Source organism: Burkholderia sp. BDU5 (assembly GCF_001522845.1).
Lineage (GTDB): Bacteria > Pseudomonadota > Gammaproteobacteria > Burkholderiales > Burkholderiaceae > Burkholderia > Burkholderia mayonis.
The window spans coordinates 84412-97647 of the sequence record NZ_LOWC01000053.1 but is presented as its reverse complement, the minus strand read 5'-3'; the positions used below and the strand labels follow the sequence as shown (position 1 = coordinate 97647).

General features: G+C 67.9%; 12 protein-coding genes. 6 read left to right on the top strand and 6 right to left on the bottom strand.

Going from position 1 to position 13236, the window contains the following annotated elements; translation table 11 throughout:
* Window positions 1-12: 12 nt before the first annotated feature.
* Window positions 13-2085 (bottom strand): transketolase, encoded by a 2073-nt coding sequence (tkt, locus tag WS69_RS10650; RefSeq protein WP_059470739.1) that lies wholly within the window; start codon window positions 2083-2085, stop codon window positions 13-15.
* A gap of 217 nt (window positions 2086-2302) precedes the next feature.
* On the opposite strand from tkt, the gene speE reads away from it, so the two are divergent.
* Genes speE through WS69_RS10635 form a run of 3 tightly spaced genes read left to right on the top strand, consistent with a single transcriptional unit; the run spans window position 2303 to window position 4373 of the window.
* Window positions 2303-3160, top strand: a complete 858-nt coding sequence (gene speE, locus WS69_RS10645; protein ID WP_059470738.1) for a polyamine aminopropyltransferase — start codon at window positions 2303-2305, stop codon at window positions 3158-3160.
* Between the two features lie 38 nt (window positions 3161-3198).
* Window positions 3199-3615, top strand: coding sequence for a VOC family protein (locus tag WS69_RS10640; protein ID WP_059470737.1), 417 nt, complete (start codon window positions 3199-3201; stop codon window positions 3613-3615).
* Window positions 3612-4373, top strand: a complete 762-nt coding sequence (locus WS69_RS10635) for a 16S rRNA (uracil(1498)-N(3))-methyltransferase (RefSeq protein WP_059470736.1) — start codon at window positions 3612-3614, stop codon at window positions 4371-4373. The genes WS69_RS10640 and WS69_RS10635 overlap by 4 nt, the downstream gene beginning before the upstream one ends.
* A 113-nt stretch (window positions 4374-4486) precedes the next feature.
* On the opposite strand, the gene WS69_RS10630 is transcribed toward WS69_RS10635, so the two are convergent.
* The 3 genes from WS69_RS10630 to WS69_RS10620 form a co-directional block, all read right to left on the bottom strand.
* Window positions 4487-5050, bottom strand: a complete 564-nt coding sequence (locus tag WS69_RS10630) for a barstar family protein (RefSeq protein WP_059470894.1) — start codon at window positions 5048-5050, stop codon at window positions 4487-4489.
* A 16-nt stretch (window positions 5051-5066) separates the two neighbouring features.
* On the bottom strand, window positions 5067-5507 hold the full coding sequence (locus tag WS69_RS10625) for a ribonuclease (protein WP_059470735.1): 441 nt from the start codon (window positions 5505-5507) through the stop codon (window positions 5067-5069).
* 327 nt (window positions 5508-5834) lie between these two features.
* The gene (locus WS69_RS10620) at window positions 5835-8138 is read right to left on the bottom strand and encodes an NADP-dependent malic enzyme (RefSeq protein WP_059470734.1); all 2304 of its coding nucleotides are present in this window, start codon (window positions 8136-8138) and stop codon (window positions 5835-5837) included.
* Window positions 8139-8338: 200 nt separating this feature from the next.
* Here WS69_RS10620 and thiL point away from each other — a divergent pair, with 200 nt between their 5' ends.
* The 3 genes from thiL to WS69_RS10605 are packed head-to-tail and all read left to right on the top strand — an operon-like array spanning window position 8339 to window position 10470.
* The gene (gene thiL, locus WS69_RS10615) at window positions 8339-9340 is read left to right on the top strand and encodes a thiamine-phosphate kinase (RefSeq protein ID WP_059470733.1); all 1002 of its coding nucleotides are present in this window, start codon (window positions 8339-8341) and stop codon (window positions 9338-9340) included.
* Window positions 9330-9923, top strand: a complete 594-nt coding sequence (locus WS69_RS10610) for a phosphatidylglycerophosphatase A family protein (RefSeq protein ID WP_059470732.1) — start codon at window positions 9330-9332, stop codon at window positions 9921-9923. Before thiL ends, WS69_RS10610 begins: the two co-directional genes overlap by 11 nt.
* A 46-nt stretch (window positions 9924-9969) precedes the next feature.
* Entirely contained in the window at window positions 9970-10470 is a 501-nt protein-coding gene (locus tag WS69_RS10605) for a CinA family protein (protein WP_059470731.1), read from the top strand.
* 530 nt (window positions 10471-11000) lie between these two features.
* Here WS69_RS10605 and pyrF read toward each other — a convergent pair.
* Complete coding sequence (pyrF, locus tag WS69_RS10595) at window positions 11001-11828, bottom strand: orotidine-5'-phosphate decarboxylase (RefSeq protein ID WP_059470729.1); 828 nt, start codon at window positions 11826-11828, stop codon at window positions 11001-11003.
* Between the two features lie 328 nt (window positions 11829-12156).
* Window positions 12157-13230 (bottom strand): aldose 1-epimerase, encoded by a 1074-nt coding sequence (locus WS69_RS10590; RefSeq protein ID WP_059470728.1) that lies wholly within the window; start codon window positions 13228-13230, stop codon window positions 12157-12159.
* Window positions 13231-13236 lie beyond the last annotated feature (6 nt).

Genomic DNA, 13236 nt, shown 5'->3' with positions numbered 1-13236 from the left:
GCGTGGAATGGATTACGCGAGCACCGCCTTCGCCGTTTCGACCACGTGCTCGACGGTGAAGCCGAAATGCTTGAACAACACGCCAGCCGGAGCCGACTCGCCGAACGTGTCGATGCCGACCACGCCGCCCTCGAGGCCCACGTACTTGCGCCAGAATCCGGTGACGCCCGCTTCGATCGCGACGCGGCGCACGCCATGCGGCAGCACGCGCTCGCGGTATTCGGCGTCCTGCCGGTCGAACACGGTCGTCGACGGCATCGACACGACGCGCGCGGCGATCCCCTGCTGCGCGAGCGGCTCGACCGCCTTCATCGCGAGCTCGACTTCGGAGCCCGTCGCGATCAGGATGATCTTGCGCGCGACGATCTCTTCGTTCCAGTCGCGCAGCACGTAGCCGCCTTTCCCGACGTTCGCGATCTGCGCGTCGGTGCGCGCGTTGAACGCCAGGTTCTGGCGGCTGAAAATCAGGCACGACGGGTTCTGGTGCGACACCGCGTGGGTCCACGCGACGGCCGTCTCGACCGTATCGGCCGGACGCCAGACGTCGAGGTTCGGGATCAGGCGCAGGCTCGCGACATGCTCGACCGACTGGTGCGTCGGGCCGTCTTCGCCGAGGCCGATCGAATCGTGCGTGAACACGAAGATCGACGGCGCCTTCATCAGCGCGGCGACGCGCAGCGCGTTGCGGCTGTAGTCGGAGAACGTCAGGAACGTGCCGCCGAACGGCTTGTGGCCGCCGTGCAGCACGAGGCCGTTAATCGCGGCGCTCATGCCGAACTCGCGCACGCCGTAGTTGATGTGGTTGCCCCACGCGACGCCCGGGCCGTCCTGGTTCGCGCGCACCGCTTGCGACGCCTTCCAGTTCGTGAGGTTCGAGCCCGTCAGGTCGGCCGAGCCGCCGAGCAGCTCGGGCAGCACGGCCGCGAGCCCTTCGATCGTCTGCTGCGACGCCTTGCGCGTCGCGACCGTCTCGGCGCGTTCGTTCGCACCGGCGACGATCGCCGCAGCCTTCGCCGTCCAGTCGGCGGGCAGCTTGCCCGCCATCCGGCGCTCGAATTCGGCCGCTTCCTGCGGGTACTTCGCGCGATACTGCGCGAACGCCGCGTCCCAGTCGCCTTCGCTGCGCTTGCCCGCTTCCTTCGCGTCCCACGCCGCGTAGACTTCCTGCGGAATCACGAACGGCGCCCACTTCCAGCCGAGCGCCTCGCGCGTCTTCGCGATTTCCTCCGCACCGAGCGGCGCGCCGTGCACGTCGTGACCGCCCGCCTTCGTCGCCGCGCCGTTGCCGATGCGCGTCTTGCAGCAGATGAGGGTCGGCTTGTCCGATTGCTTCGCCTCCGCGATCGCCGCGTCGATCGCGTCGACGTCATGGCCGTGCACGTCCGGAATCACGTTCCAGCCGTATGCCTCGAAGCGCTTCGGCGTGTCGTCGCGGAACCAGTTGACGACGTCGCCGTCGATCGAGATCCCGTTGTCGTCGTACAGCGCAATCAGCTTGTTCAGCTTCAGCGTGCCGGCAAGCGAGCAGGCTTCGTGCGAGATGCCTTCCATCAGGCAACCGTCGCCGAGGAATACGTACGTGTGGTGATCGACGATCTTCGCGTCGTCGCGATTGAATTCGGCCGCCATCAGCGCCTCGCCGAGCGCCATGCCGACCGCGTTCGCAAGCCCCTGGCCGAGCGGGCCCGTCGTCGTCTCGACGCCCGGCGTGATCCCGTATTCCGGGTGGCCCGGCGTCTTCGAGTGCAGTTGGCGAAAGTTCTTGAGCTCCTCGATCGGCAGCGCGTAGCCCGTCAGGTGCAGGAGCGCGTACAGCAGCATCGAGCCGTGGCCGTTCGACAGCACGAAGCGGTCGCGGTCGGCCCAGTGCGGGTTCGCCGGATTGTGTTTCAGATGGCGCGACCAAAGCGCGACGCCGATCTCGGCCATGCCCATCGGCATGCCGGGGTGGCCGGAGTTCGCTTGCTGAACGGCGTCCATCGCGAGCGCACGGATCGCGTTGGCCATCAAAGTGGTGGGAGCGGGAGACGAAGTCGTCATGTCGAGTCCGGAGAACGAGTCGAGAAAACGGGGCACGGGCGGCATCCGGAAGCTCGCGGGCCAACCGTTCCCGGCGCGTGATGCGGCGCCGGCAGGACGCGAAGCGGACGAGCAAACGGACGAGGCTGCAAAGCTCGTCATTTTAACAGATGCCCTCCGTGCAAGCCTTGTCCGAATCCGACGGTCCGTGCGGTTTCTCGTCCGTCTTCCCACCCTCTATAATTCTCACCATCGAACCGCCCCGCCAGCTGCACCCGCCGCCTTGAGCTCCACCCTCCTCTTCCATCCGACCCCCGACGCCGCCTACGGCTTTCCGAACGCCCGGCGGCTCGCGCGCATCGCATCCGAGCATCAGGAAATCGAGGTGTGGGAGACGTCGCTGCTCGGACGGCTCTTCACGCTCGACGGCCGGCCGATGACGTCGGTCGGCGACGAATTCGTCTATCACGAGTGCATGACGCACCCGGCCGCGCTCGCGCACCCGGCGCCCAGGAAAGCGCTCGTGCTGGGCGGCGGCGACGGCGGCGCCGCGCGCCAGTTGCTCAAGCATCCGTGCATCGAGCGAATCGTCGTCGCGGAGCTCGATCCGGCCGTCGTCGACATGGCGCGCCACTTTCTCGGCGACGTCCATCAGGGCGCGCTCGACGATCCGCGCGTCGAGCTCGTGATCGGCGACGCCGCGCGCTACGTCGACCACGCATGCGAGCACTTCGACCTCGCCGTGTTCGACCTGACGCCGCCCGACTCCCCCGCCGCGAGCCTCTATACGCCTGAGTTCTACGCGCGCTTGAAGCGCATCCTGACGCCGCAAGGCGCGGTGTCGCTGCACCTCGGCTCGCCGCTCTTCCACGGGGCGCGCATCAAGGCGCTGCTCGCCGCGCTGCGCACGCGCTTCGCGGTCGTCGCGCCGCTGTGCGCGCATGTGCCGCTGTACGGCTCGCCATGGCTGATGGCGATCGCGAGCGACGCGCTCGACGCGGCGTCGCTGTTCTCGCACGACGTCGAAGAGCGGCTCGCCGAACGGCGCATCGACGGATTGCGTTTCTACGACGCGAAGCTGCATCCCGCACTCTTCACGCTGCCGCGCGCGCTGCGCGATACTCTCGGCATACATCGCTAAGTTCGGCGAAGCCCCAACTTTCCCGCAGGAGAACCCGTATGACCGACCCACGGCCGGCCTACGTGCCATGGTTGACCCCCTATCTGACGGTGCGCAACGCGCAGGCGTCGATTCAATTTTTCAGCGATGCATTCGGCTTCGAAAAGCGTGACTTGATCGAAGAAGACGGCGCGATCATGCACGTCGAGATGTCGTACCGCGGCCAGTTGATCGTGATGTTCGCGCCCGAGGGCGCGTTCGGCTCGACGGCCCGCACGCCGAAAAATTCGGGCGCGACCGCGCCGCAGTCGTTTTATCTGTATGTCGACGACGTCGATGCGACCTACGGGCGCGCGCTCGACGCGGGCGCGAAATCACTGACCGCGCCGCAAGACCAGTTCTGGGGCGATCGCTTCGCGCAGATCGAGGATCTCGACGGGTACCGCTGGGCGCTCGCGCGGCGCATTGCCGCATGACGGCCAGCACGTCCGCCATTCCGCGCTTTTTCGTCGACGCCGAGTTGCAAAGCGACGCGACGCTCGCGCTGCCCGCCGACGTCGCGCGGCACGTCCAGGTGTTGCGCCTCGCGACGGGCGATGCGATCACGCTCTTCAACGGCGCGGGCGGCCAGTACCGGGCGGAAGTCGTCGAGCTCGACAAGCGCGCGGCGCTGGTGCGCATCGGCGCGTTCGCGCTCGCCGACGTCGAGGCGCCGTACCGGATCACGCTCGCGCAGGGCATCGCGGGCGGCGACAAGATGGATTGGCTGATCGAGAAGGCGGTCGAGCTCGGCGCGGCGGCGATCGCGCCGCTGTCGACCGCGCGTGGCGTCGTGCGCCTGTCCGGCGAGCGCGCGCAAAAGCGCATCGCGCATTGGCAGGGCGTCGTGCGCGCGTCGTGCGAGCAATGCGGACGCAATCGCGTGCCGGACGTCGCGCCCGTCCGCGATTTCCACACGTGGCTCGCCGCCCTGCCCGCCGCGCCGGCGCCCGACGAGCTGCGCCTGATGCTGTCGCCGCGCGCGAGCGTCGGCTTCGCCGATCTGCCGGGCGCGCCGCCTGCGGGCGGCGTCACGCTGCTGATCGGCCCGGAGGGCGGACTCGCGCCGGACGAAGAGGAGGCCGCGCGCGAGCGCGGCTTCGCGTCGATCCTGCTCGGCCCGCGCGTGCTGCGCACCGAAACGGCCGGGATCGCGATGCTCGCCGCGCTCGCCGCGCGCTGGGGCGGGTGGTGATGCGAAGCTGCCGCCGCGCGTCACGGCTCGGATAACGACAAAACCCAAAGAAAAGGCCCGCTGGATGCGAGCCTTCGCGCGTCTTGCGGGCTGAACCCGGCTGCCGCGCCGGCTCAGGCGAACGAGTAAAAGACGCGGAACGCGACCTTGCGCTCGGCCCAGAATTCCGCCGCCTCGCGGAACACGTCGAGCAGCGTCTCGCGCCCCTCCTTGTCGAACTTGTGCGCGATCGGCAGCGCTTCGAGCACGATCACGAAACCCGGCTGCGTGCCCGCCTTGTGGACGAGGTCTGTCAGGCAGTCGTACAGCGCGTCGTAGTTCTTGCCGAAGTGCTTCGGGAACAGGAACGATGTCGCGATCGTTTCCAGCACTTCCTGCTTCGATTGGGCATTCCCGCAGTACGCATACAGGAAATGCTGGCCGAGCTGATTCGCTTCGTCAGCGAGATCCTGCACGCGAAATGCACGGATCGACTGCACGAGATTCGGTCGCACGGTCGTGAAAAGGCTCATAGGCTCCTCGATGGATGAAAGCCCGGGGCTGGCCGCGCCGTCAGGCGCTCCGCCGGCGTGCGCCGCCATGCGCATCTGCATGACGCGCTGAAACAGGTTACCGTCGCCGGCCGCGAAAAGATCCGCCGCAGCCGTCGTCTCGTGCGCGTAGATGTTGTCGCTCATGCCGCTCATCCCGAAGTCAATCAACGATACGTTTGAAACTGTTGTAGTGGTCGCCGGTGTAATAACAATTGTCGACGCGCCTCAAGGGACCGCCACAGACGATGCGCCGTGCGCCGCGGTTGCGGGCCCTCGGCATCGGCACGGTGTACTCGTGGTAATAGCCGCGCCGCATCTTCGGCAAAATTCGTTCGTAATTGCCGAATACCGCACCGTCCTTCTCGTACGGATAGGGGCCGCCTGCGGCGATCAGGCTCAGCGTGGTCACTGCCTCGCGCGGCAACCGGGACGCGGGGACCGTGTCGATCTGCGCTGCCGCCCCATTTACCGCGGCGGCTTCCCGTGCATATGCGGCGGAAACCAGACTGTCCGGCGAAACGCCGATGTTGCCTATCGCGACAACCGCGACGATCGCGAAGACGGACGCGAGCGCGCCGTTGCGGAGCCACTTGCGTGCCATAAACGAAGGTTCCCGCTGTTAAATCAATAAGTTGACGACCAAGAAAGGCGTAAGCGTAGCGCTAATGCACGCGGGAATCAATGCTCGTTAGGCAGATGAAAGGATGAAATGACGCTCGTTGACGTTATTTTTATCTTTGATGGGATAAAAATAACTTATATAGGGTAAAATCACCAGGACGGCGTCAGCTGCGGCGGGTTTCTGCCTCCTCGCCGCCTCTTGCGGCCCAAGGGTGGCGTCGTCGGCTTCGGGAAGGCGCTATCTCCGCCATGCCCGTCGGCGCGCCCGCAATGGGCGCGCCGTTTTTTTATCTACCGATAACTTCGCTCAACGCGCAGCGTTCACGTCGGCAACCAACAGCGCTGTCATATTGACGATCCGGCGCACGGTCGCCGATTCGGTCAGCACGTGCACCGGCTGCGCCGCGCCGAGCAGGATCGGCCCGATTGCGATGTTGTTGCCGGCGGCCGTCTTCAGCAGGTTGTACGCGATGTTCGCCGCGTCGATGTTCGGCAGCACGAGCAGGTTCGCTTCGCCCTCGAGCGTCGATTCCGGCAGGATCTCCTTGCGCAGCGCCGCGTCGAGCGCGACGTCGCCGTGCATCTCGCCGTCGACGTGCAGTTCCGGCGCCCGTTCGTGCAGGATCGCGAGCGTATCGCGCATCTTCTGAGCGGAAGGCGCGTTGCTCGTGCCGAAGTTCGAGTGCGACAGCAGCGCGACCTTCGGCTCGATGCCGAACCGGCGCACTTCTTCCGCCGCCATGATCGTGATCTCGGCCAGTTGCTCCGGGGTCGGATCGACGTTCACATGCGTGTCGACGAGGAAAATCTGGCGGCCCGGCAGCACGAGCGCGTTCATCGCGCCATACACGCTGCAGCCTTCGCGCTTGCCGATTACCTGGTCGATGAAGTGCAGATGGCGGTGCGTCGTGCTGATCGTGCCGCAGATCATCCCGTCCGCTTCGCCCTTCTTGACGAGCATCGAGCCGATCAGCGTCGTGCGGCGGCGCATTTCGACGCGCGCGAGCTGCTCGCTGATGCCCTTGCGGGACATCATCTTGAAGTAGGTCTGCCAGAAATCGCGGTAGCGCTCGTCGTGCTCGGTGTTGACGATCGTGAAATCGACGCCAGGCGTGAGACGCAGGCCGTAGCGCTGGATCCGGTGCTCGATCACGGTCGGCCGGCCGATCAGGATCGGCTTCGCGAGCTTTTCGTCGACGGCGATCTGCACCGCGCGCAGCACGCGCTCTTCCTCGCCCTCCGCGAACACGACCCGCTTCTTCTCGGCGGGCGCGCTGCGCGCGAGCTGGAACACCGGCTTCATCGTCGTGCCGCTGTGATAGACGAACTGCTGCAGGTGGACCTTGTACGCTTCCATGTCCTCGATCGGACGCGTCGCGACGCCGCCGTCCATCGCCGCCTGCGCGACGGCCGGCGCGATCTTCACGATGAGGCGCGGATCGAACGGCTTCGGAATCAGATATTCGGGGCCGAACGACAGATCCTGGATCCCGTAAGCGGTCGCGACGATGTCGCTCTGCTCCTGCTGCGCGAGCCCGGCGATCGCATTGACGGCGGCGATCTCCATCTCGCGCGTGATCGTCGTCGCGCCGACGTCGAGCGCGCCGCGGAAGATGAACGGGAAGCACAGGACGTTGTTGACCTGGTTCGGATAGTCGGTGCGGCCCGTCGCGAGCACCGCGTCCGGCCGCACTTCGAGCGCGACTTCCGGCAGGATTTCCGGGGTCGGATTCGCGAGCGCGAGGATCAGCGGCCGCTCGGCCATCACCTTCACCATGTCGGCCTTCAGCACGCCGCCCGCCGACAGGCCGAGGAAGATGTCCGCGCCGCCGACCACGTCCGACAGCGTGCGCCCCTCGGTTTCGCGCGCGAAACGCTCCTTGTCCGGATCCATCAGCTCGGTGCGGCCCTTGTAGACGACGCCCGCCAGGTCCGTGACCGTGATGTTCTCGATCGGCAGGCCGAGGTCGACGAGCAGGTCGAGACACGCGAGCGCCGCGGCGCCCGCGCCCGACGCGACGAGCTTCACTTCCTTGATGCTCTTGCCGACGACCTTCAGTCCGTTCGTGACCGCCGCCGCGACGACGATCGCGGTGCCGTGCTGGTCGTCGTGGAACACGGGAATCTTCATCCGCTTGCGGCATTCGCGCTCGACGATGAAGCAGTCCGGCGCCTTGATGTCCTCCAAGTTGATGCCGCCGAACGTCGGTTCGAGCGCGGCGATCACGTCGACGAGCTTGTGCGGATCGGACTCGTTGAGCTCGATGTCGAACACGTCGATCCCGGCGAACTTCTTGAAGAGGACCGCCTTGCCTTCCATCACCGGCTTCGACGCGAGCGGGCCGATGTTGCCGAGGCCGAGCACCGCGGTGCCGTTCGTCACGACGCCGACGAGGTTGCTGCGCGCGGTGAAGCGCGCGGCGCTCAGCGGATTCTCGACGATCTCCTCGCACGCGAACGCGACGCCCGGCGAATAGGCGAGCGCGAGATCGCGCTGGTTGATCATCTGCTTGGTTGGCGCGATCGCAACTTTGCCCGGCGTCGGGAATTCGTGGTAGTCGAGGGCGGCTTCGCGGAGCTTTTCTTTGGAAGAGGAGGACGTGGTGGACATGTGTCTCTACGGGGGGCTGCGGATTAGAATACCTGTTCGACGCATTGTAGCGCCAATCCCACAGCCAAAATCGCCGATTAGGGTTCGACTGCCGCGACCGAAACGTCACGAATCCGCCGCGCGCGGGCCGCCGCCCCGCCGGACGCCGCCGCGAAGCGCCTTACAATGGGCGTCATCTCAACGCTCGGACACCCGCGCCCGTGGCCCATCCCCCCCTTTCGGAATTCTCGTTGATCGATCGCTTCTTCGCGCGCCGCGCGAAGGGTCCGCATGCGCGCGCCGCGCTCGGCATCGGCGACGACTGCGCGCTGCTTGCACCACAACCGGGCAAGATGCTGGCGATTTCGACGGACATGTTGGTCGAAGGCCGGCACTTTCTCGCCGACGTCGATCCGCGCGCGCTCGGCCACAAGACGCTCGCCGTCAATTTGTCCGACCTGGCCGCGATGGGCGCGGCGCCGCGCGCGTTCACGCTCGCGTGCGCGTTGCCGCGCGCCGACGCCGGCTGGCTCGAGGCGTTTGCCGACGGCCTCTTCGCGCTCGCGGACCGCCACGGCTGCGAGCTGATCGGCGGCGACACGACGAGCGGGCCCCTCAACCTGTGCGTCACCGTGTTCGGCGACGTCGAAGCCGACGCCGCGCTGCGTCGCGACGCCGCACGCGACGGCGACGACGTGTGGGTGTCCGGCACGCTCGGCGACGCGCGCGCGGGCCTCGGCGTGATCCGCGGCGAGTGGCGCGCGGGCGAGCGCGAGGCGGCCGCGTTCCGCCACGCGCTCGAGCGGCCGGAGCCGCGCGTCGCGCTCGGCGTCGCGCTCGCGGGCATCGCGCACGCGGCGCTCGACGTGTCGGACGGCCTCGCGGGCGATCTGCCGCACATCCTCGAGCGCTCGAACGTGTGCGCGGACGTGAACGTCGACGCGGTGCCGCGCTCGGCCGCGCTCGCGACGCTGCCCGCCGACGTGCAGCGCCGCTGCATGCTCGAAGGCGGCGACGACTACGAGCTGTGCTTCACGGCCGCGCCGTCCGCGCGCACCGCGATCGAGGCCGCCGGCGCGCGCGCGGGCGTGTCCGTCACGCGGATCGGTACAATACGCGGCTTGTCCGCGCCGACGGACGCGCGCGCCGTGATCTGGCGCGACGCGTCGGGCGCGCCGCTTTCGCTCACGCTGCACGGTTTCGATCATTTCCATGCCAACTGACCCGACGCCCCGTCCCGCCGGCTCCGCCGGCCAGCCCGGCCCGGCGCCCGCGCCCGCGCCCATGCCCGCGCCGCAGCAGGAGCAGCAGAAGATCGCGCGCCGCCGCGCGACCGTGCGCTTCATGTTCTCGCACCCGGTCCACATCGTGTCGCTCGGCTTCGGCAGCGGCCTTGCACCGTTCATGCCCGGCACGTTCGGCACGCTGTTCGGCTGGCTCACGTTCGTCGCGCTGAACCGCTACCTGACCGTGCCCGAATGGTGGGCGCTCATCACCGTCGGCTTCGTCGCCGGCATCTGGATGACGGGCTTCACCGCGAAGAAGATGGGCATCGCCGACCCGGGCCCCGCGGTCTGGGACGAGATCGTCGCGATCTGGCTCGTGATGCTGTTCGTCACGCCCGCGACGTTCGTCGAGCAGTTGTGGGCATTCGTCGTGTTCCGCTTCTTCGACATGGTGAAGCCGCCGCCCATCCGCTACTTCGACCGGAATTTGAAAGGCGGCTTTGGCATCATGTTCGACGACCTGATCGCCGCGCTGATGACGCTCTTCGTGATCGCGCTGTGGCGCTCGTTCGTCCAGTGACGCCGCCTCGCTCTCGTTTACTCCCGTTCGCACCGGATCTTCCCGCATGCCAACCGATTCCGTCGTCCATCAGCTCGCGATCCGCATCGGCAACAAGCTGCGCGACGGGCACCTGACGCTCGCCACCGCCGAGTCCTGCACGGGCGGCATGATCGCGACCGCGATCACCGACATCTCCGGCAGCAGCGGCTGGTTCGAGCGCGGTTTCGTCACCTATTCGAATCTCGCGAAGACCGAGATGATCGGCGTGCCCGCCGATCTGATCGACAAGCACGGCGCGGTCAGCGAGCCCGTCGCGCGCGCGATGGTCGAAGGCGCGCTGCGCAACAGCCGCGCGCAGGTCGCGCTCGCCGTCACCGGCATCGCCGGGCCGGGCGGCGGCTCCGAGCACAAGCCCGTCGGCACCGTGTCGTTCGGCTGGAGCAACCGGCTGCACACGTCGGTCGAAACGCTCGTGTTCAAGGGCGACCGCGAGCAGATCCGCGTGCAGGCGGCCACGCATGCGCTGCGCGGCCTCATCAAGCTGCTCGACGAACAGGAGCGCTGAAGCGTCGCCGCCAGCGCGGCGGGCGTCGCCATTACCGGATCGCGTGCGGCTTGACGACGATCCCGTCGCGATTCACTCGCGGGCGCGGGCTGCCCAAGCGCCTTTTGCCGCGCGGCGGATTCGTCCGACCACGCGTGAATCTCCTTCAACGGCGGGTCCTTCTTGTCGACCCTCACGCGCATGCCGCCGTGCTCGACGTCGGTCGCGTCGAACAGCCTGTCGCCGTCGAACTTCGGCGTGTCGCCCTTGATGAGCACGGGCTTCTTCCACGGGGCGATCCAGCCGGCGATCGAGCCGAGCCGGCCTTCGTACCACGTCATCGGATTCGTCAGGAATGGCGCGATCACGAATTTGTCGCAGGATTCGCGATTTCCCGGCGCGCGGCATGCACCGAAGCGGCGTCGATTTGTTCGCGCGCGGCGCATGCCGTGCGGGATGCGCCGCGCGCGACGCGTATCGGCGTGAAAGCGTGCCGCACCCGCCGGCGCCGGGCATTGCGCGCCGGACATCGGCAGGTGCGGCAGCGACGCTCAGCGATGCGCGTTGATCGTGTCGCGGGTCTGTTGAGCGGCGCGCGCGGCCGCGTCGGCGAAGTCGTCGTCGCGGCTCGCGTACAGGATCGCGCGCGACGAGTTGATCATCATCCCGGTGCCGTCGGCCGTGCGGCCCGCGGCGACGGTCGCCGCGACGTCGCCGCCCTGCGCGCCGATGCCGGGAATCAGGAGCGGCATGTCGCCGACGAGCCCGCGCACCATCTCGATCTCCTTCGGGAACGTCGCGCCGACGACGAGCGCGAGCTGGCCCGTCTTCGCGTTCCACTTGTTCGCCGCGAGATCGGCGACGACCTGGTAGAGCGGCCGGCCGCCCGTCTCGAGGAACTGCAGGTCCGAGCCGCCCGGATTCGACGTGCGGCACAGCACGATCACGCCCTTGTCCTCATACGCGAGATACGGCTCGATCGAATCGAAGCCCATGTACGGATTGACCGTCACCGCGTCCGCCCGATAGCGCTCGAACGCCTCGCGCGCATACTGCTCGGCGGTGCTGCCGATGTCGCCGCGCTTCGCGTCGAGGATCACGGGCAAGCCGGGATGCTGCAGATGGATGTGCGCGATCAGCCGCTCGAGCTGATCTTCCGCGCGATGCGCGGCGAAGTACGCGATCTGCGGCTTGAACGCGCTCGCGAACGGCGCGGTCGCGTCGACGATCTCGCGGCAGAAATCGAAGATCGCATCGGGCTGGTTCTCGAACCGCGCGGGAAACTTCGTCGGCTCCGGATCGAGACCGACGCACAGCAGCGAATTCGTGCGCCGCCAGGCGGCGCGCAGCGATTCGATGAAGGTAGGCGTGGAAGACATGGCGCTCACTCACGGCTAAGCGGTTGGGAAGGCGCGTATTTTACCTGCGCCGGGATGGGGAAGCGTGCGGGCGGGCTCGCGCCGGGTGCGCCGGCGTCGCACGCAGGCGTGTCATGCAACGCCGCGGCGCGGATTCGCACGGTCGGATCGAAGTCGGGCGAAATTGAATCGAGGCCGGATGCGCGGCGGATCGGGTTCCGCGCGATCGATCGAATCGCGTAAGCCCTGTCGCATCAGTTCGCGTCCGAACCGGCCACCCGCTCGGCGTCGATCCGCGCTGCGTTCGCCTCGCTCTCGGGCACGCGTGCGCCGACAACATCGGCCTTTTCTATGCGATTGAACGCCGCTTCGACTCGCGCGCCGCAGGCGCCGCACGCGCATCGGTGCGCGCGACCGTGAAACGGAAACGCCGCGTCAGACGCTCGCCCGGCGCAAGCAGCGTCATCCCGTGCGCGGCCGCGCCGCCTGGCAGGTTCACCGCGTCGATCGGATGATCGACAGGCTCGAAGCAGAAGAACGGCTCGCCGGGCGGCGTATACAGCACGTAGCAATCGGCGTCGGACGTGACCGTCAGCGCGAGACGGCGCTGCGGCCATGCGATCGTCGCGCCGCCGCCCCAGCCGGTGAACGCGTGATTGACGAGCGCGTCCGGCAGCGGATACGCAATGCCGAAGCGCCACGCCGCCGGCGCGCCGACATGGCGCGACGGCAGCCAATCGGGCGTCGACAGCCACAGCCCGCTCGCGGCGGCCGCGAGCTCGGTCGACGCATCACGCACGATGAACGGATGCACGCCGAGCCCGAACGGCAAGCGCGCCGCGCCCGTGTTCTCGATTGCGAGCGCGATCGTCAGCGTCGCACCGTCGAGCGCGTAGACCTGCGTCGCGCGATAGGCGTACGGCGCGCCTTCGCTGCGATCGAGCGACAGGCACAATTGCGTGTCGGCCGCATCGTCGAGCCGCCAGCGCGCGAGCCAGCCGTCGCCGTGGATCGGCAGCGGCTCGGTCGTGCGATTGCGCGGCACGCGCACGAGCCGCCCGTCGCACTCGAAGCGCCCGCCGCCGATCCGGTTCGAATACGGCAGCAGCGGATAGCACGCGAGCTCGTTCGGATCGGTGCGCGCACCTGGCGCGTCGCAGCGGCGGAAAATCGGCGTGAGCACGCCGTCGCCGCGCCAGTCGAAGCGCGTGACGCCCCCGCCCAGATGCGGCGCGACGTCGAGCCGCAACACGTCGTTCGCGAGCGTCGCGATCTCCGCATCGGCCACGCCCGCGCCGCGCGCGATCCGCGAAGTCTGCGGTCCCGGGCTCACCAGATGTGCGGCGGCCGCGCGCCGCGCAGCGCGCGTCTGTAAAGTCTGCACCGTATCGGCAGCCAAGGGGCGAGAGTGCGTCACCGTCATAATTCA